Annotated in this window: 17 protein-coding genes, 1 tRNA gene and 1 riboswitch; of the genes, 14 read left to right on the top strand and 4 right to left on the bottom strand. The window is 41.9% G+C overall.

The features are described 5' to 3' along the window. Positions 1 to 28: 28 nt before the first annotated feature. Positions 29 to 598, bottom strand: a complete 570-nt coding sequence (locus tag PH235_RS10335; protein WP_272162262.1) for a TetR/AcrR family transcriptional regulator — start codon at positions 596 to 598, stop codon at positions 29 to 31. A 717-nt stretch (positions 599 to 1,315) separates the two neighbouring features. Between PH235_RS10335 and PH235_RS10330 the strand changes: the two genes are divergently transcribed. The 14 genes from PH235_RS10330 (at position 1,316) to PH235_RS10265 (ending at position 16,138) form a co-directional block, all read left to right on the top strand. Then, entirely contained in the window at positions 1,316 to 1,489 is a 174-nt protein-coding gene (locus PH235_RS10330; protein WP_272162261.1) for a Flp family type IVb pilin, read from the top strand. A 143-nt stretch (positions 1,490 to 1,632) separates the two neighbouring features. Then, on the top strand, positions 1,633 to 2,205 hold the full coding sequence (locus tag PH235_RS10325; RefSeq protein ID WP_272162260.1) for an A24 family peptidase: 573 nt from the start codon (positions 1,633 to 1,635) through the stop codon (positions 2,203 to 2,205). A gap of 18 nt (positions 2,206 to 2,223) precedes the next feature. Further along, a complete protein-coding gene (locus PH235_RS10320; protein WP_272162259.1) occupies positions 2,224 to 2,616 on the top strand; it encodes a TadE/TadG family type IV pilus assembly protein in 393 nt (130 codons plus the stop codon). A gap of 75 nt (positions 2,617 to 2,691) precedes the next feature. Beyond that, the gene (cpaB, locus tag PH235_RS10315) at positions 2,692 to 3,357 is read left to right on the top strand and encodes a Flp pilus assembly protein CpaB (RefSeq protein WP_272162258.1); all 666 of its coding nucleotides are present in this window, start codon (positions 2,692 to 2,694) and stop codon (positions 3,355 to 3,357) included. A gap of 26 nt (positions 3,358 to 3,383) precedes the next feature. Beyond that, complete coding sequence (locus tag PH235_RS10310) at positions 3,384 to 4,559, top strand: AAA family ATPase (RefSeq protein WP_272162257.1); 1,176 nt, start codon at positions 3,384 to 3,386, stop codon at positions 4,557 to 4,559. A gap of 38 nt (positions 4,560 to 4,597) precedes the next feature. Then, positions 4,598 to 5,995, top strand: coding sequence for a CpaF family protein (locus PH235_RS10305; RefSeq protein WP_272162256.1), 1,398 nt, complete (start codon positions 4,598 to 4,600; stop codon positions 5,993 to 5,995). A 1-nt stretch (position 5,996) separates the two neighbouring features. Beyond that, positions 5,997 to 6,959, top strand: coding sequence for a type II secretion system F family protein (locus tag PH235_RS10300; RefSeq protein WP_272162255.1), 963 nt, complete (start codon positions 5,997 to 5,999; stop codon positions 6,957 to 6,959). 13 nt (positions 6,960 to 6,972) lie between these two features. After that, the gene (locus tag PH235_RS10295) at positions 6,973 to 7,890 is read left to right on the top strand and encodes a type II secretion system F family protein (RefSeq protein ID WP_272162254.1); all 918 of its coding nucleotides are present in this window, start codon (positions 6,973 to 6,975) and stop codon (positions 7,888 to 7,890) included. A gap of 25 nt (positions 7,891 to 7,915) precedes the next feature. Beyond that, complete coding sequence (locus PH235_RS10290) at positions 7,916 to 10,417, top strand: VWA domain-containing protein (RefSeq protein ID WP_272162253.1); 2,502 nt, start codon at positions 7,916 to 7,918, stop codon at positions 10,415 to 10,417. 1 nt (position 10,418) lies between these two features. Next, on the top strand, positions 10,419 to 10,763 hold the full coding sequence (locus PH235_RS10285) for a DUF192 domain-containing protein (RefSeq protein WP_272162252.1): 345 nt from the start codon (positions 10,419 to 10,421) through the stop codon (positions 10,761 to 10,763). A gap of 64 nt (positions 10,764 to 10,827) precedes the next feature. Beyond that, complete coding sequence (locus tag PH235_RS10280) at positions 10,828 to 11,748, top strand: Tad domain-containing protein (RefSeq protein WP_272162251.1); 921 nt, start codon at positions 10,828 to 10,830, stop codon at positions 11,746 to 11,748. 536 nt (positions 11,749 to 12,284) lie between these two features. Further along, positions 12,285 to 13,787 (top strand): hypothetical protein, encoded by a 1,503-nt coding sequence (locus PH235_RS10275; RefSeq protein ID WP_272162250.1) that lies wholly within the window; start codon positions 12,285 to 12,287, stop codon positions 13,785 to 13,787. 1,219 nt (positions 13,788 to 15,006) lie between these two features. Beyond that, positions 15,007 to 15,090, top strand: a tRNA-Leu gene (locus PH235_RS10270). 181 nt (positions 15,091 to 15,271) lie between these two features. Further along, positions 15,272 to 16,138, top strand: a complete 867-nt coding sequence (locus PH235_RS10265; protein WP_272162249.1) for a YitT family protein — start codon at positions 15,272 to 15,274, stop codon at positions 16,136 to 16,138. Between the two features lie 292 nt (positions 16,139 to 16,430). On the opposite strand, the gene thiT is transcribed toward PH235_RS10265, so the two are convergent. From thiT to PH235_RS10250, 3 genes are all read right to left on the bottom strand, one after another. Beyond that, the gene (gene thiT / locus PH235_RS10260; protein WP_272162248.1) at positions 16,431 to 17,006 is read right to left on the bottom strand and encodes an energy-coupled thiamine transporter ThiT; all 576 of its coding nucleotides are present in this window, start codon (positions 17,004 to 17,006) and stop codon (positions 16,431 to 16,433) included. Positions 17,007 to 17,064: 58 nt separating this feature from the next. Next, positions 17,065 to 17,165: riboswitch (TPP riboswitch) on the bottom strand. Positions 17,166 to 17,279: 114 nt separating this feature from the next. Beyond that, positions 17,280 to 17,597: a hypothetical protein gene (locus tag PH235_RS10255; protein WP_272162247.1), complete on the bottom strand. Its 318-nt coding sequence runs from the start codon at positions 17,595 to 17,597 to the stop codon at positions 17,280 to 17,282. Between the two features lie 145 nt (positions 17,598 to 17,742). Beyond that, positions 17,743 to 18,531 carry an NAD-dependent epimerase/dehydratase family protein gene (locus tag PH235_RS10250; protein WP_272162246.1) on the bottom strand — a complete coding sequence of 263 codons (789 nt, stop codon included), beginning with the start codon at positions 18,529 to 18,531 and terminating at the stop codon, positions 17,743 to 17,745. Positions 18,532 to 19,040: the final 509 nt, after the last annotated feature.

Raw genomic sequence — 19,040 nt, 5'->3', positions numbered from 1 at the left:
AGTTAGGTGAATAAGGGCACTCACGACATTAGAAAGCTTGGTTATGATAGGCTACAAACGAGGCTCTAATTTCATCGGGAGGCGTACGGAAATTATCATCCATCCATCCATTGATTGTGCCTGCCAGAGTGTAGGTGAAAAGTCTTGCATCGGAAGCCAGTTGCTTCTCTGGGGCGTTGATGAGCGTGGTCCAGGTTGCCATGAGCTCTTGATAGATTGTATCCAAACTTTTGAGGGTGAGTTTTTTTTGCACATCGTTTTGGAAGCACAAGGAAATGGCCTGCCGATGCTGATGTACGTAATCGAAAATGGTGATTTCAGACGCCTTCATCGGAGTGCGTTGACCAGGGTGATAAGTTTTGAAGCTGGATCGGATTGCTGTTGCCAAGCCATCCAACAAATCCTGCGTAAGATCATCCAGCAAATCATATTTGTCATAATAGTGATTATAAAAAGTCGTCCGATTGTATTCGGCGGTTTCCACGATATCCTTGACTGAAATACAGGCAAAACTTTCTGTCTCCAATAAACGCACCAATGCATCCTTGAATAGATGCTTAGTTCGTCGTGCGCTTCTGCTATTCGATTCACTTGTCATGGGAAAAACCTCCTAAACACGATAGATTATGCTTCTCTGTCGAAAATTCCGACACTTTTGTAAGCGGTGTCGTTTTCGTGTACAAAACCGCTGGAATTGTGGATTGTTTTGATGGGCAAATGATTTAAAATAAAGACATAAATAAAACACACCACAACCTAGCTTGATAAACACCAGCTGGTTAACTTTCATCTTATCTTACATCGATAACCGTTCTTCAACGGTCTGCGTACAATTCTCTCGCATCAAATCTCTTAGCTCAACCAAATTTGACAGCGCAACACTCTCCAACAGAAGTAGTCGTTAGTTTATCTTCTATGCAATTCAACGAAAACCCTCATCAACACATCAATGCTTGCCTTCAAAACCATTTGCTGCTCCATCAGCCAAAAGCGACCGTTTTTTAGTAAGTAAAGAATATCTACTTACCACTAGTAATTACTCTTCAGATAGAATGAACAGGTGTTTATTAATTATCTCATGTTGATTTCATTATATCATTTTTTGATCACCTGTATATCCAAAACTGCCACCAGAATGTAAATTTTGTAAGCAGACACTCTATTTTTGAATAGGCATGGTCCGGGAAGCTATACCTATTGAAAAATGGAGTTGTTGCTAAATGAAGTGATTTCTCTCTATACGGGTATGGGGAAGTCGCCTCATAAACAACAACTGCATAAAATAAAAAGCGGATAGAAAGAGGAGGAAAACATCATGGAAATCATGAAAAGATTGTTCACAGAAGAAGAAGGACAAGGGTTGGTTGAGTATGTGATGATTCTTGCCGTTGTGGTAGCTATCGGAGCAGTGATTAGTAGTACGAATTTGGGTAATACCATTAGCGCATCATTAAGTAATCTTGTCTCAAAAGCTACCACCACCAAATGATACTTATGCAAAAAAGCTGTTACAAAGAGCCCGCTGAATATAGCGGGCTCTTTGTATAAAAATTTCAACCTCTTATATGTCCATATGAGGTAAGGAAAAATGGTAGTTTAAATACACAAAAAAACATTAAGGAGCTGAGAAAGATGGCGACCGCAAGCAATGTACTGCTTTTGATACTGGTCTCGCTGTCCGCAGCGTTTGACGCCAAAGAACGGCGGATACCCAACAAAATTACCTTTATGGGTGTTGTTGTTGGCTTGTTATTCAATTTAATTAATGGAGGATGGATTGGATTATTAAACAGTTTTTTGGGATTGCTAGCAGGAATCGCCATCTTTTTCATTCCGTTTGCTGTGGGTGGAATGGGAGCTGGTGATGTGAAATTAATGGGGGCTATTGGTGCTTTAATGGGATGGCGCTTTTCAATGGAAACAGCTATTTATTCTGCTCTGGTGGGCGGAGTGATGGTACTTGTTTTCTTGCTTTACACCGGAAAAATGCGTGACACACTGATCTGGATGCTAATGGCTCTTGTCCAATTATTAAATCGCATTATCCAAAAAAGAGGCTACAGCGAGACGCTAATGAAGGCTGAACAAACCTTTTACAGGAATGGTCAGGAGTATAAAAAAATATATATCCCTTACGGAGTAGCGATTGCCGGCGGAGCGGTACTGGTGTTGCTTGCATATAGTCAAGGCATACAAGTTTTTTAAAAGAAGAGGGTGAAGTTCTTGAATAAAATAGTGGAACTGCGAAGTAGCGAAAAGGGGCAGGGGATGGTGGAATTTATCTTTGTGTTGCCTTTTTTATTACTTTTGTTACTCGGCATGGCTGAAACTGGGATGATTCTGAATGCCAAAATAACGGCCACACAGGCTGCAAGAGAAGGCGCCAGATCAAGTGTAATACTGCCTAAGGGGGCTGATTATGTCGCAGCTGCAGAAAGTAATGTCGCGACATACATGGCTAACATCGGGAAATCTTCAGGCTATTCGGCGGATGCTACAGTGCTTTCAAGTGATTCGTTGTCGGTGACGGTAATTTATGATTATACACCCAGTTTTATCCCTGGATTACCGAATCCGCTGCAAATAGAATCAAAGGTTATCATGAGGATTGAGTGATAAGGATGGAGATTAAGAAAATATTACATAACTTTTTTTAACTCAATCATTAAATTTGCTAGGGGTGAACAGAAAATGAAGAATAAAAAAAGAGTATGGATCATAACAGCTTTTTTGGCTTTATTCACAACAGGATTGGTTTATGTTTATCTCAATAAAGTGGCAGCAGCGAGTGAAGCAAACAAAGTGAAAACAGAAACGGTTGTTGTAGCTATTACCACAATACCGGGACACGTCAAAGTTACCGCTGATATGCTGGAAACAAAAGAAATCGCAGAAGATGCGGTTCATCCGGATGCACTGACTTCCATTGATGAGGTTGTCGGTGGAACAACGACAACTGACTTGGTGGTGGGGGAACAAATATTGAGTGAACGTATTGTTTTGGATACTGGAGTTGGACCATTAGCTTATCGGGTGCCGGAAAATATGCGGGCAATCACGGTCCCGACCACAGAAGTGGACAGCATCGGAGGGTATATCATGCCAGGAGATAAAATTGACATTTTGGCACGCTATCCTTCTGCTGAAGATTTACCAGTAGTCGAAAAGATCCAGAATATAGAAGTTTTGGAAAAAGGTCCCTATGCAGTTGGAGCAGAAGGAGAGCAGACAGGGGTACCCACATCGATAACCATTCTGGTTTCGCCTGGACAAGCAGACGTCATTGCCAACGCATCGCTTAATGGTAGTCTTTACTTTACATTACGAAATCCAGTGGACACGAATATAGTGGAGTGAACATGAATTCAGGGAAAGTGCGGTGAATGAAAATGAACAAAATGAAACTAATGCTGTTGGCTGATACAGAGTTTGATCGTCAGAACATCATGGGAATATTAAAAAATATCGATTACGTCAATGTGATTGGGGATTATACCGATGAAGAAGCAGCATGGGATAGTTTGGAAAGAGCTTCAGCTGAAATTATGCTCCTAGGAGCCGGAGTGAACGGAGAAGGATATGCTTTTGCGGAAAGAATTTCTGCCATTCATCCTGAACTCGGAATTATTATGCTGGAAAGTGAATTGCTGGAAGAAACCATGCATAATGCCCTTTTTTCAGGGGCCAAGGATGTGCTCGTGAAACCGTTGGAGCCTGAAAAAGTGGCAGGTGCTATCTATCGCATCCATCAACTGAGCGAAAGGAAAGCGGCTCTACAAAACAACAGTGTAAACAAGAAAGTTCGGAAAAGAGATCTTGGCCAAGTGTATACCGTATTCAGTACCAAAGGCGGCGTAGGAAAGACTTTTGTTTCCATAAACTTAGCAGCTTCCCTGGCGAAGAAACAAGATGCTCGGGTAGTTTTGCTCGATTTGGATCTCGATTTTGGGAATGCCGCATTGGCCTTGAATCTGTATCCAAAATTCACTATTTCTGACGTAGTTGATGATATTCGCAATATCGACAGCGATCTGATCGAAAGTTATCTGATGCCACATGAATCAGGAATTAAAGTATTGCCGGCAAACTTGCAGCAACAAATGAACGATTACATGAATGCGGAACACATCCGTATCATTCTGGAATCATTGCGGGAATCATTCGACTACATCGTCGTCGATATGCCTGCCCGTTTCGTGGACAAGGTGATGCCTGCTTTGGCTTTGGCAGATACACTTTTGGTTGTTACCACACCGGAAATTTCTTCCGTAAGGAACGTGAAGGCCTTGTTGGCTACCCTGATGGATTTGAATTTCCCGCAATCAAAAGTAAAAATCATCTTGAACAAAGAGCAGATCCGGGGAGACATCAAGCAGAAAGACATCGAGCTCACGCTGAACAAAAAGGTGGACGCTGCAATCGGATTTGATTATCAAAAAGTTCTGTCTTCTTTAAATAGAGGAATCCCCTTGGTATCGGAGTATCCAAAAAATGTAGTTTCAAAGAATATTGAGAAACTCTGCCTTAGGATTGTACAAGATGAACCATTAAAAGCCTAAAGATCAAATAAAGCAACCTATCAAAAGAGGGTGAAAAAATGATGAATATCGAGGCATATGGAAATTTCGGCTCCTCTGAAAACAAGGAAATGGGTGGAAATCTGGAGGGGCAGAATGTTATTGCCAAAAGGCGCAGTGATTTGGACGAATTGTCCTATGAGGTTTTGCAGATCGTCATTGATCAAATTCCCGAATCAAAAGCAGGGGACGACCTCTCTGCACAACATAAGAGAACGCAAGAGAAGATAAATGACGTGATTAATACCATCATTTTTGAACAAAAACGGCATCTTTCCTTTGCGGATAAAAGGCGCGTGAATATGACCGTAATGAATGAAATTTACCATTATGGTCCGATTACGGATTTGCTGAATGACGTAACAGTTACGGAAGTAATGGTAAATGGCCCAAAAAAAATATTCGTAGAACGAGAAGGGAAAATTCAGCAGACGGATAACGAATTTCGTGACGACAAGCATGTCATGCACATCATTGACAGAATCATTTCGCCGTTAGGCAGACGTGTTGATGAGAGTTCTCCATTAGTCGATGCACGCTTGCCGGACGGATCACGTGTCAATGTCATTATCCCACCACTGGCAGTGAAAGGGCCGTCCATAACGATCCGAAAATTTGCGAAAGATCCTTTCACCGCTGATGACTTGATCTCTTTCGGAACACTGAGTTCTGACCTTGCCCAATTTTTGCGTCACTGCGTAAGAGGGCGCACAAATGTATTGGTTTCTGGAGGAACCGGAAGCGGGAAAACCACATTGTTGAACATCCTATCCGGTTATATCCCTGATGATGAACGGATTATCACCATCGAAGATGCTGCGGAAGTACAGTTGCAGCAACCGCATGTAGTGACGTTGGAATCAAGGCCTGCCAATATCGAAGGAAAAGGAAAAATAACCATTAGGGATTTAGTGGTCAACTCATTGCGTATGCGCCCGGACCGCATTATTGTTGGTGAAGTTCGTGGTGGGGAAGCTTTGGATATGTTGCAGGCAATGAATACGGGGCATGATGGGTCGTTGACGACAGTTCACGCCAACACACCTCGCGACAGCTTGTCGAGGTTGGAGACAATGGTCATGATGTCTGGAATCGAATTGCCATCCCGCGCTATTCGGGAACAAGTATCTTCAGCCATAAATTTGGTTGTCCAAATCGAAAGAATGTTGGATGGGAGCCGCAAAATATCGAAGGTCAGTGAAATTGTCGGTATGGAGGGAGATACTGTTACCTTACAGGACATCTTTATCTTCAATCAAGAAGGAATCGATGAGAAGGGAAAAGTCAGAGGAAGACACCAAGCAACAGGTGTAACACCAAGCTTTTTGCCGAAATTGAAAGCTCACGGCGAGAATGTATCAGCAAGCCTTTTCAAGCCATCGAATTTCCGCTCGGACATGTTTAGAAAGGGGAATTGATATGCTGCCGATTATGTTGATTTCCGTTTTCATTACGGTTCTGTCCGCCGTGTATGGCATTTACTTGATTTTCTTTGAACATAGACATTCTGTAAAGGAAAGACTGTCACAAACCAGGCAAGCTGATGTGACAGATTCGAATGAGGAAGTCGAGGCTGAAAAAGGGAATAAGCTTTCCGGATTGTTAAACAAATTCAATAAAGATACTGAGAAATCAAAATACTTTTTGAATGTACAGTCCAAATTGCTTCAAGCTTACATCAAGATGAAGCCGCTCGAATTTGTAAAAATTTCCCTTGGGGCAGGCTTGGTAACAGGCACGTTGCTCTATCTGTTTTCCGGCAATCTGTTATTTTTGTTTATCGGCTTCCCTCTAGGCTATAAAGTTCCGGACATGATTTTGGAAATAGTCAGAAAAAAAAGAGTACGCAAGTTGAATTCGCAATTGCCGCAATCTTTAGGGCTTCTCGCTAATGGCTTGCGGGCAGGTTACAGTTTTTCGCAGGCGATGGCGGTCATTACGAAAGAAATGGAAGCCCCTATCGCTGATGAATTCGGAAAAGTTTTGCGCGAAAATGCATATGGCAAGCCAATGGAAGAGGCTTTGTTGGACTTTTCTAAACGGACAGATGACGAAGATCTGGATATGTTTATCACCACCCTTTTGATCCAAATGAATGTCGGAGGCGATTTAGCGGAAATTTTGGACACGATTTCGGAAACAATCCGTGAGCGCGTCAAATTAAGAGGGGAAATCAGAACGCTTACCGCGCAGAACCGCATGTCCGCTTGGGTAGTTGGTATCATGCCATTCGCTATAGCGTTATTGATCTATAAAGCGAGTCCAGATCAAGCGGTTGCTTTCATCACGAATCCAATTGGAATGATGATGGCGATCGCAGCAGCAGTATTAATGGTCATCGGTGTTTTCGCATTGATCAAAATCGTAAACATAAAAATATAAAGGGGAGATACAAATGGAAATTCTGGTTTACGGTTCTGTTTTTCTCACCAGCATGGGAATTTTCTACGTAATCTATGAACTATTACTGGCACCAAAAGCGTTAGTAAAAGAACGCTTGGATAATGTGAAAGTCATTACCGATACGCGGGAGGTTCTTTCTGATGAGATGCATGAGCCTTTCGCACAGCGAGTCATCAATCCAGCATATGAAAAAATAGTAATAAATTTGGGGGGAATTGCCCCTTCCTCAATTCGTGACAAGTACAATGCATTGCTCGCCAGTGCCGGTTTATTGGATAAAATGAAATACTACAATATCCTTGCAATTCAATTTCTTCTGGCAAGTCTGTTGGTTCTGATGAATTTCGTGATATCCAGAAGATTTGGAAGTCCGATCAATTCCGCGTTCCTGTTTTTGGCTGTGCTAATTGGTTTCTTATTCCCGTATTCGGTCTTGAAATCAAAGTCAGAAGAGCGGAGACAACAAATTCAGCATGCTCTGCCAAGCTTCTTGGATTTGCTGCATGTAACAGTTGAAGCCGGCTTGTCTTTTGATATGTCCATTTATCGCACCACCAGCAAATTGAAAGGACCGTTAAGTGATGAACTATTATTCACTATGAACGAGATGAATAAAGGGCGAGACCGCTCAGAGGCATTTCGTGATTTGGTGAAACGCACACAGGTTGAAGATTTGGCCACGTTCGTCACGTCGATTATTCAAGCTGAGGAACTTGGTTCAAACATCGGGAACGTCCTTCGCATTCAGGCGGAAACAATTCGTATCGCAAAACGCCAGCGGTTAGAAACACAAGCTGCAAAAATTCCAGTAAAAATGACGATTCCCATGACACTCTGTTTATTGCCTGCGATGTTGATAGTGGCTATTGGTCCATCCATCATCAGTATAATGGAGAACTTTTTGAAGTGAAAACAGCAGAAAGGAGACGCTCAGCATGTCCATTAAGAAAACATTCGTATTCTGTTTGCTCTTCGTCCTGTTTTTTTTCAAAAATGTATCCTCTGTATTCGCGGAAGAAACGACTACTTCGGAAAAAATTGCTGTTTCTCTGGTGATTGACACCTCTGGGAGTATGGCCGATACGGACCCGAATAACTTGAGAAAGACAGCAGCAGAAATCTTTATTGATCTGTTGAGCTCTGATGACTATTTTGGTGTCGTCATGTTTTCTACTGATGCAGTGGAAGCAATCCCTATGCAACTGGTGGCAAGCATGGAAAACAAAGCAAATTTGAAAGCTACACTTGCCCCTGCGATAACGGCGTCAGGGGATACGGATTATTTAAAAGCTTTACAAGCCGCAGAGTATCAACTTGACAGTTTTGCTGAGCAAGATGTCCGAAAAGTAATCATCTTTCTGACAGATGGGGTGCCCGATCCAGACCCGGTTCAAAGGGATAATCCGGATTTCATGTCAGGCTATATGGAAAGTATTTGGTCAACGACGGCAAATATCGGATTGAAGGATTACCCGATTTATACCTTAGGATTCGGAAATTCCGATCAGAGTATTCTAGAACGAATTGCAGCCGATTCCCGTGGTGAAGCGAAATTCATTGAAAATCCCAGTGCGATTGCAACCAACTTTTTTGAGGTTCTTCGAACTCTGAAGAATCGTCAGCCATTCTTCAACGAAAGCTTGGACATTCAGGGAGAGCACGCCATTCCCTTTTCTGTCGATCCCTATACTTCCCAAGTGACGATGGTTTTGGTAAATGAAAATGCCGGGTCGAATGTGTCTGTCATATCGTCAGATGGGCAAACGGCACCGCAAAATTTAGGGGTGCAAAAGAACGATAATTATTCCATCATCACATTGAATCAGGATGAGAAGGAACTGGCTGGCGAATGGCAATTAATCGTGAACGGGACTGGAAACGTGCAACTGTTCGGCGATAAAGATCTTTTCTTCAAATCCTGGATGGTAGAACCTCAGACAAACATGCAACATCCCGTAAACGAACCACTGACAGTATCGGTTGCTGTACTAGGGGAGTTGTCCCCTGATATGACGATTGAGGTCTTGGTATCAAAAAACGGCATTCCTGAAACGAACAATATCCAGTTAGCCTTAAAGGATGGTTATTATGTGGGCACATATGATGAAGTAGATCAACAAGGGGCATATTCTTTGGAAACGATCGTCAAAGATGGGGATATTTTGGTTACGAAAAGCTTGACCAATATAAAAGTACAAGAATTGCCTGCTTTGAGAACAGATGAGTACGAAAAGGGTAACAGTACCTATAAGCTATCGGAAAGTAAAAAGATCACTGGATATCTCGAAATGCGTGAGAATGTGGTCAGCAGTCAACAAGGTATAGAAATCACCAGTTTCAATTTGGTGAAAGACTATGCTGATGGCAGACAAGAAATACAAGTGTTAACGGACAATCCGGATGAAGCAAGCGGAGACGTAGCTAGTGGAGATGGAATCTATTCAGCGATTATGCCATTTGACCAAGAAGGTGAATTTTCGGCGTCGTTGGTTGTGCAAGGAGTTTATCAAGGCGACATGTTCCGGTTGGAAGAGGATTTGGGAGATTACAAGGTCGTCTCTTCGGGAGAGGTCGTGGGTGCAATTCCGAAGGCTGATTTGATTGGAAAAGCCGGGGGAGATATCAGCGTCCCAATTCATTTGGAAAGTTATTCCGGTAGGCGTGAAACGATAACAGTCGAAGTCGACCCTGCAATTGGTACTGTCCAATCAACCCCAATTTTGTTGGAATCAGGTGAAATACTGGACGGTGTTGTTGAAGTGAAACTTTCCGATGGTATGAATTTGGATGATCATAATGTTCAGTTAAGTTTAGCAGCTCTGGACCCTTTGACAGCGGTTACGACAGATATGAAGGCTACTATTTCTGTCGTATCCGGAACAAACCTATTGCTGATAAACTTAAAAGACACATTCCAAAATAATCAGAGTATCATAATCCTGATTGCCGTGCTAATGATTGCGTTTATTGCGATTGGCCGGTTGCTGTATTTCGTCTTAGTCAACAAGAAACTGAACAACTTGGGATACTTGGAGTACAACAAAAAAGGCTCCATTGATTCTATGATGAAGTTCCAGTTGCCGAGGAATTCCTCAAAAATAACTATTTCTTTTGGAGGACATGATAAAAATGCCGAGGTAAGCATCGTGGAAACCCGATACAAATACAATCTGAACCTTGACGTGGTAAAAAATAACAACGCGATGAAATGGGTTGAAGGATATAAATCGTTATCAAAAGGCTACAAACCATTTCACCTACTATTGAATGCAGAAGCACCTGGTATATTCATAATTGATGGGGAAGTTCTGACACATAGGGAAATATTTGATCAGGATTCCTTTGAAACTGGGGGATATACATTTGTGTACAGAACAGAAGTAAAAAGTCTCAAGCAACAAGAAAAAGCAAAAAATGTGCTGGAAGGTAAGATGTGATATGGGCAAACTAGTGAAGAAAGATACGAATGAGGTCATTTTAGAGAATGCCAAGGTCGCAGATAGCTTCGGCAGCCGATTCTTGGGCTTGATGGGGAAAAAGGATTTGCCTGAAGAGGCAGGTCTGATCATAAAGCCATGCAATAGTGTGCATTGTTTTTTCATGAGATTCCCTATAGATGTCATCTTTGTGGATTCTGATGATAGGGTCGTCCATATTATGCCCGCGATGAAACCAGGAAAAATTTCTCCGATTGTTAGGAAATCAACATATGTGATTGAGAGCAATGCGCACACATTGAGCGAAAAATTACGGATTGGTGACGCAATCTCTGTCGGAAAATAGGCAAAAGACATCAATGAAAGATAAATGGCTCACTGAGAAATCCTTTTACGAAGGAGGGAAGGCAATGCTGAGGAAAATAAGAAAATTAAAGAATGAAGAACACGGACAGGCATTAGTTTTTTTTGTCGGAATATTTGCGATACTGTTGGCTGTTATGGCTTTTGTTGTTGATGTAGGCAGCGTATATGTAGAGAAAGCGAAACTGCAAAATGCAGTAGATGCAGCTGCTTTAGCTGGTGCGTACGATTTAACTGGTGTGGATGATGTAATTGCTGAAACTATTGCTAGAGGCGCTGCTGACGATTATTTTGATTCAAATGGATATGAAGATGTTATTCCCATAATTGATCCTGAAGCTAATAGTGTAAAAGTATCAGCAATTAAGAATGTAAATTATACATTTGCACAAATCATTGGGTTGAGTAGCGCAAATGTAAAGGCCAGTGCGACCGCGTCCATTAGTCCAGCGGATGGTGTCACAGGTGTAATACCTGTAGGGATTGTACAACAGACTTTCAACATTGGACAGGAATATACTTTGAAAGAAGGCGGAGGAGACGGGGCTAACGGAAACTTCGGGGGGTTAGACTTTGGGTCATTGACCAGTTTTGTAAATAGCAGTTTCAACAAAGGCGGAGCTGCCTTATTTCAGGATCTCGTCACAGAAGGTTATGATCAACCCATTTTTGTCGGCGAGAAAGTATTTACCGAGCCTGGTGCTATGTCCGGTAAAAGCTTTACAGAAAACAAAATGGCTTATATACCATTAGTCGATAGCATGGATGTTGAGGGAAAGAAGGAGCTAATGATTGTCGGGTTTGCTGCATTTAAAGTTAAGAGTTATTACGAAGAAAAAACAGAAATTGATGGAAAAATAGTCAAAAAAGGTGTAATCGTTGGTACATTTGAATATGATGTTGCTGCCAGTAGTGTTGCCGGAACATATCCTGACTCTGGTTTGCGTAACGTGAGGCTTACTGAATAGCGTGCAGCACAAGATTAATTTTGTATGTGGGCCATTAGTTAGGTATTAAATTGGAATATTTGGGACTTAATATGAAAAAGACAAAAGGGTCTTTTTTAAATACACTAAGATGAGTAGTACAATTCCACTATCGTGATCTTACACTACTCATCTTATGGTTTTATTGCTATTGAATAACTAATAGACTGTATGTACCGCTGTTACTTCATCCGCCAATTAAGGAGATGGATCCATACAATTAAAATAATGGAGACATTGTTAACTGGGAATTCTCAATTATTATCACCAGATCTGTGTTATGGTAGACTTAACTAGCGGGCGGTGAAATGACTATCAAACCAGTTTTATAAGCGAATTGCATTACCTATGTTTAAGAATCCTTATGCTATTGGGATATTTTCGTTTTGAGAAGTGTAGAATAGCTTATAAACATCCCTATGACAAAATCATTTCTTCACAGCATTGTTTTGCCTATGAAATAAGAAGAAAGGGGAAATTTGTTAGTATGTTGAGGATTAAGGAGATGGGGAAATAAAATGAAAACAACACAAAAAAGAAGTGGCGAAAATAATATGTTCATTCTGCTTTTAGCGATTCTAATTACTGGATTAATCTACTTTTATAGAATGGGTATTTCAGGAAATGATTTTTGGTGGCATGTAAAAGCAGGAGAATGGATGGTAAATAACAGAGAAATACCATATATTGATGTTTTTTCATGGTTTGCTAAAGAAAATGATATTTTATGGGTATCGCATGAGTGGCTTTCAGATGTATTTTTCTATGTGATTCATGCTTTTTTGGGGGATATTGGTATTTTTTTCTTATCTTTATTTTCCGCACTGGGAATGTCCATGCTTGTAGTAATAAGAAATAAGCATGGAATAAAAATGAATGTCTTGCTATCATTACTATATTTAATTCCAATAATCGGGATGTTCCCAACCTTTTTTTATGGAAGGCCACAGTTGATAAGTTATTTTTTACTCTATGGAACATTATATTGTTTATATAGATATAAAGAAGATGAATCTTCAAAGGCTATTTACTTTGTACCTTTTATTTCATTGTTATGGAGTAATTTTCATGGAGGCTCATCGACACTACCATACATCCTTTGCTTTATTTTCATGTTTTCTGGTATTTTTAAATTTTCAATCGGGAAGTTAGATGGAGAAAAATTATCAAAAAGACAAATAAGGACATACCTAGTTGTTGGGATTTTATCGATTTTAACATTGGTAATCAATCCTCATGGTTTGCAGATGCTTACTTACCCATTTACTAATATGGGCGATTCATTCATGCAGTTGGTTATTTCTGAATGGGCTCCACCAGATGCAAAAAAATTACCACAATTATTTTCTTATTTTTTGCCCTTATTTGTTGTGGGACTCAGCTTTATAAGCACAGATAAAAAGATAAGAATAGTTGATTTATTAATTTTTTTATTTTTCACATACATGTTTTTTAGGAGCGCAAGATTTAGCATTCTTTTTTTTATCGCATCAACGTTTTTTTCTTTTAGGTATTTTGTTCCTAGAGAAGTTAAACCTATGAAAACGAAATTAGATTCAGGAATATTTTATATGATCATAGTATTTTTTATAGCAATTAATATTTTTAGTATTTCCACAATGGTCAATACTGTTAGCGAAGGAAACCTTTTATCGGTTGCGTTGGACAGGGAATTTATTGAGTTGATAAAGGAAGAGGAGCCCGAAAGATTATTTAATGATTACAATTTTGGAGAAACACTTATTTATAATGACATAAGTACATTTGTTGATGGCAGAGCAGATGTATTCTCACAGTATAATCTACATGATGCAATATCCTTGTTACTCCTACAGCAGACAGAAACAAGTAATGAGAACAAAATATTTAATCCAGAGGATATTATTGAGAAATATAATTTCGATGCCTTCTTAATTGATTCTGAACGAAGTTTAGCGGTGTATTTGAAGAATAACCCGGAAAAATATGAGTTGTTATTGGAGGACGGAAATGCTGTGTATTTTAAGGTTATTTCAAAATAATTGCTCAACACATATTTAGAAGAACTGCTATGCTCTCTAGAAGCTCTCGCCCAGCAGTGTAAGAGGAACGGAAAGCTTCGGAAAGTGTTCATAGTGGAATAAAAACGAGGTATCTTCCGGATTGCCAAATTGAGCGTTACGCTGCACCTCGCATATCTGTTGAGGTGCCTATTCGGATAAAGCAGTCATCACTAATACATCTATTCATGAGGTTAACCGCTTGTAGGTTGTAGTAGAAAAGAAGTTTATCTCTTATATTTTTAACTGTATCAATTTGGAGTGTGAATAGTTTGATAAACTCGCAAACGATTGCATCCTCTCCGTATTCCACAGCAGGAAGGATACTTTGGTACGATGCCAGGAGGGATTTAGAGTCCTCGATAGAGGGGTGATCCATCAGAATCGGACAAATGTTCTGGGGAGAAATAAATTTGTAAAGGGAGTGATAATTTTGATTGGTTAGATAAGTCAGACAAACAGGGAAACAATGTTAGTAATCAAATATCTAAAATTTATGAGGATAAAAAACGTTAATAGCGGATATTAAGTAAGCCCGAAATATAAAAAACCAGCGCACCTTTTGGTGCGCATCATGAATAGCCGTATACCATGCGATTTTTTCGCGAGTATCCGGCTATTTCTTTATGTGCTGCCACATGTCTCTTGGATATTTTTCGACCAAGGCATGTACTGCTCCAGCACGTAGTTGCTTTGATGGATGTCCAGGTTCGGTAAATCCATGAGCAGCTTTTTGTACCTCTCACCGATTGTATCTTGCGGAAAAAATCCGCGGAACTGAGAATAGCCTGTTATCAAGTGGACGAGAAAGCGAAAGCTGCCTTTCCGTCAAAGGACATAGAGAAATATATCCAGTCTGATATTGCTTATACGAAGGAACTCCATCGTGTGATCGAGTGGAATGAGACCATTGTGCGCATTTTTGGTGTCAGAGAGAAGTACAATCTCACGCAAAAGAGGGTAGCAGATAACGAGGAACACATTTCTACAGACAAGTCGCATGATCCAAGTGCTGTCTTTTCGCATATTTTGTATATGAGGTATTCAGAAAACCTAGATAAAGCGATAAGTCATCCTAAATTTATGAGTGCAAAAGTTGAGTGAGTAATTAAGCGTGTTGGTAATTGGTTAATTTTACGAGAATCAGTAAGCAGACGTTGACAGAAAACCACTTCAAAAGTATAATGAAATAGTTAGTTTTGCGGTCATGGCGGAATGGCAGACGCGCCAGCTTGAGGGGCTGGTGGGAGTATCTCCCGTGGAAGTTCGAGTCTTCTTGGCCGCATAATAATTCAAAATAGGATTTCTTTCATCATATTGATGTCGGGAATCCTATTTTTCTTTAAATAATTTCCAAAGGCACATACAGCTCTTTCCATCAACCATTTATCTGTTATAATGGCGTGGATATAACTTTCCTGAAAGGTATCCAAGCATCATTAATCTCAGAAAAAGGAGTGACATATTTGAAACTACTGCATACTTTAAAACCGATAGCGGCGGTAGTCGCAGGGAATATCATCGTTGCGTTTGCGATTGCGGCATTTATCCTGCCTAAAAATCTGATTGCCGGAGGAACGACGGGTCTTGCCATTATTTTGAATCATTTTTTTGGATTGAACATCTCTCTGGTCGTGCTGATTTTTAATGGGTTCATGTTTTTTGTCGGGGCAGCCTTGTTGGGCAGGAAGTTCGCCTTGACGACGATCCTAAGCACGATTATCTTTCCGACGTTTTTGACTTTTTTCCGGACAGTGCCTGCTTTGCAGGACATGACGGATGATATTCTGCTTTCGGCAATCTACGCGGGGATCCTGTGCGGATTGGGTGTGGGGCTGGTGTTCAAGGTCGGAGCTTCCACGGGCGGGATGGACATTCCACCGCTGCTCCTGAACAAGCATTTCCGCATTCCGGTAGCGGTGGGGATGTATGCGTTCGACGTGATTTTCCTGCTGGTCCAGGCCTTCTTTTCCAGTATGGAACAGATCCTTTACGGGCTCATCATGGTATTCCTGACGTCCATCGTCATAAACAAAGTCATGGTCACCGGGACAAATAAGATGCAGCTTTTCATCATTTCCAAAAAGTTTGAGGAAATCAAAGAGGCATTGCTGTATGTGCAGGATGTGGGTCTGACGCTGGTGAACATCGAAACGGCCTTTGAAGGGGTGCAACAACAAGCAGTGCTTTGCGTCATCGAGCAGCGTAAACTGTCCGCCATCAATGCCTTGGTGAACGACATCGATCCATTTGCTTTCGTGATTATCGGACAAGTCCATGAGGTCGCAGGGAAGGGCTTCACGCTGGAACGCCAATCCGGGCTAGTAGAATAATAAAATAAAGCATAGGAGCCCCGAAAATGGAGGCTGCCTATGCTTTATTTGTGGAATGGCAAATAGAAAATCTGGATATCCGGTTTACCGGTGTCCAGTAACCAATTAATGGTGGGTCCGTCGACAGTTCTTTCAGCTCGCGAGCCTGAACAGCCAACAATACCCGGAAACGTTGACTGTTCTATCGAACGAAAGCGTGAACAGTCAACACCCGGAAGCGTCGGCTGTTCTATCTGCCTACCTGCTCAAACAGCCGACGCGGCCCGGTAACAACCACTTGTTTGTCAGCTAATCAGTACCCGCGCACGGATTTTTTTGGAACGAACAATTGCGGGTTCGTTTTCGCGATTACAGCCAGTACCATGATGGTGAATGTGCCGGTAGCCAAGGCGCTGGCGCCGTTCAGCGTGATGGAGTAGAACCATGCGCTCCAGCCTTCAGGGGCGTAGGATCCCCAGAAATAGTAGCCGGCGATTGTGTGCCAGAAGTAGCGGCCGACAGTCCCGACGATGGTTCCTAATATGACTTGCCACACTAATGACTTTTGGTTTTGGTCCGCGATCGCTTGTTGGACTTTCGGCGTGAAGAGACCGGCCAAACCGGTGAAACCGAAGGCGATGAAGTACTCGATGAATCCTTGCAGCGGTGTGAGGATGTAGGCCGTCCCGATCAGGATGTGCAATACACCCCACAGGAAACTGGCAAAAAAACCAGGAATCAGGCCGCGGCGCAGGCAGTAAAGCATCATGACCGGTGCACCCACTGTTACGGAAAAACTAGGGCCGATATTGAAAGGGATCAAGGACAACACGGTCGCTAAAGCAGCGATGATGGTTCCTTCAATCCAGATATTCAGATTTTTAGACATAAAAAAAACTCCTCCTTTTTGGGCATAATATACCATCGACAAAGGAGGAGAATGAAGTTCATTTCTCAATCACAATCCCTACGCTCGTGTTAACGAACAGGTTCGAAGGGTCAGAATCTATGTTCAATCTCAGCCATGAAGGCACCCCTTTGTGAAACGGTTTATTTAGTTAAAGCTAACTTTACTACAGTTTATTTCGTTATGCAAGGTTCACGCTGCACAAAAGCATATCCGAAAAAACGGCGGTCTGAACAATCTTTTGTGCAAAAGGACCTAGTTCTGTTCTTTTTCAGCCTGCGCCTTCAGGATGGCTTCTCGTTTCTTTTTCTTCTGAGTATTCAGGTAGGAATCGATTACGCCTCCGACTAGCGTGCCGATACCGAAACCGAGCGTCAGGTTGCCCGCGAAGTAGCCGATTGAAGCGCCGATCAGCATACCGTACATCGTGAGATTAAAGGAATTCTGCAGTGTTGGATCTTCATCCACGGGCAGATTTTTCTTTGCCGTTGCTTGATTATTTTTATGCAGTTCCGGCACTTTTGGGGTCACATTTCTGCGTTGGATCTGGTTGCCTTTGTTCTTTTTCGCCATTTATTGTACATCCTTCCGTCTATCTGAAACATCTTCTGTCTCCACTAAACATCATATCAGTTCGATTCTGGCTCTTCAATAGCCTTTGGTGGTAGAAGTGGGCGAAATCGTACAAAAACGGGAAAATATCAATAAAATCGTCGGATCAATGTTCGCCGTTGGAGAGTTCGACAGGATCGCCGTTGTCATCCTTAAAGAAGCCCTTCATTACAAAGGCATCGTCGAGTGGCCGATAACCGATGGCTGTGCGTGCCTGCGAGATGTCCAGGCGCGGAAACCGATTGTCCGACAGTCCATTCACCAAAAGGAACGGCTCAATCAGCGTGGCGTTGAGAGCGCAATCGATGAGATGACAAAAGTCCCGCGGCGACACGTATTCGGCCAAGTCTGCTTCATTGATGAATGGATTGTCGAGGTTTTCATCGAAGTTGCCGATGCGGAGGCCAATCGATTCTTGGCCTTCGGTAAAGGCGAAATGGCTGGCCAAGCTCTCCAAATAGGCTTTTGAGACGCCGTAAAGGTCGCCGGGACGGACTGGGGCATCGACGGGAATCTGCACATTTTTCGGGTAGGCGCTGACAGTATGGAAGGAGCTCGCAAAGATGATGCGCTTGACGAAGTTCTCGTATTTGGATGATTCCTTGAACAGGTAGTAGGGCATTTTGTAGTTCAAACTAATAAGCGAATCGTCGAAAGCAGCATAGGGCGAAGGGTTTGCGGCCAGATGGATGACGTAATCGATCCCTTCCAACAGGCCATCCCAGTTGCCGACGACAGTCAGATCCAGTTCCTTTACGATGGTTCCCTCCAAAAGGGTAGGGTCGACGTCATGGAAATGGATATCAACCAAAGTCAGTTCGTAGTCCTTCTTCAGATGATCCACCAAAACTCTTCCTATATTACCGCTTGCGCCTGTGATCATGATTGTGGTCATTAGGGGTCAACCTCCTTGTTTCTATGCGACAAACGTTGCTGTTATGCTCGTGAGTGGCTTTGCTTTAACTGTATGCAAGCCGCCGGAAAATGTCAAAGGATAGCACTTGCAAAGGCAATGAATGGGCACGATAAAGGGGAATGTTTTATTTCTGTAAGGAATGGGTAAATTAATTGAGCTGCGCGGATTATCCTAGTATAATAAGGGTAAGATGATAGGCAAGGGCAAGATACTTTTCAAACGAAAACGAGGGAGTGAGTCGGATGGACTTGTTGAATTTGCAAATGCGCGCTTCTCAAGGTCAGTGCGGATCTGTTGTGCAACAATATTCCCATTCATTCTTTTGCCCGACAGAACACGTGCTTTCGCATGTGTTTTTTTGTATTATAGGAAAGTATAAAATTTTTCAGCTGTGGAATGTGATGATAGCACATGTTCCACAGTTTTTGTTTTGGTTTCACAGTGGTAAAATAGAAGTATGAATCAGAATATTCTCCATACCATTTTCT

Origin of the sequence: Trichococcus sp. K1Tr (assembly GCF_028309625.1) — a bacterium.
GTDB lineage: Bacteria > Bacillota > Bacilli > Lactobacillales > Aerococcaceae > Trichococcus.
The sequence above is the reverse complement of the archived record's forward strand: the minus strand, read 5'-3'. Positions and strand labels throughout refer to the sequence as shown.

What these genes read in the sequence shown, in the direction of transcription:
- PH235_RS10335 (WP_272162262.1), bottom strand. Translation starts at nt 598, where the DNA reads ATGACAAGTGAATCGAATAGCAGAAGCGCACGACGAACTAAGCATCTA.
- PH235_RS10330 (WP_272162261.1), top strand. Translation starts at nt 1,316, where the DNA reads ATGGAAATCATGAAAAGATTGTTCACAGAAGAAGAAGGACAAGGGTTG.
- PH235_RS10325 (WP_272162260.1), top strand. Translation starts at nt 1,633, where the DNA reads ATGGCGACCGCAAGCAATGTACTGCTTTTGATACTGGTCTCGCTGTCC.
- cpaB (WP_272162258.1), top strand. Translation starts at nt 2,692, where the DNA reads ATGAAGAATAAAAAAAGAGTATGGATCATAACAGCTTTTTTGGCTTTA.
- PH235_RS10310 (WP_272162257.1), top strand. Translation starts at nt 3,384, where the DNA reads ATGAAAATGAACAAAATGAAACTAATGCTGTTGGCTGATACAGAGTTT.
- PH235_RS10305 (WP_272162256.1), top strand. Translation starts at nt 4,598, where the DNA reads ATGATGAATATCGAGGCATATGGAAATTTCGGCTCCTCTGAAAACAAG.
- PH235_RS10300 (WP_272162255.1), top strand. Translation starts at nt 5,997, where the DNA reads ATGCTGCCGATTATGTTGATTTCCGTTTTCATTACGGTTCTGTCCGCC.
- PH235_RS10295 (WP_272162254.1), top strand. Translation starts at nt 6,973, where the DNA reads ATGGAAATTCTGGTTTACGGTTCTGTTTTTCTCACCAGCATGGGAATT.
- PH235_RS10290 (WP_272162253.1), top strand. Translation starts at nt 7,916, where the DNA reads ATGTCCATTAAGAAAACATTCGTATTCTGTTTGCTCTTCGTCCTGTTT.
- PH235_RS10285 (WP_272162252.1), top strand. Translation starts at nt 10,419, where the DNA reads ATGGGCAAACTAGTGAAGAAAGATACGAATGAGGTCATTTTAGAGAAT.
- PH235_RS10280 (WP_272162251.1), top strand. Translation starts at nt 10,828, where the DNA reads ATGCTGAGGAAAATAAGAAAATTAAAGAATGAAGAACACGGACAGGCA.
- PH235_RS10275 (WP_272162250.1), top strand. Translation starts at nt 12,285, where the DNA reads ATGAAAACAACACAAAAAAGAAGTGGCGAAAATAATATGTTCATTCTG.
- thiT (WP_272162248.1), bottom strand. Translation starts at nt 17,006, where the DNA reads ATGTCTAAAAATCTGAATATCTGGATTGAAGGAACCATCATCGCTGCT.
- PH235_RS10255 (WP_272162247.1), bottom strand. Translation starts at nt 17,597, where the DNA reads ATGGCGAAAAAGAACAAAGGCAACCAGATCCAACGCAGAAATGTGACC.
- PH235_RS10250 (WP_272162246.1), bottom strand. Translation starts at nt 18,531, where the DNA reads ATGACCACAATCATGATCACAGGCGCAAGCGGTAATATAGGAAGAGTT.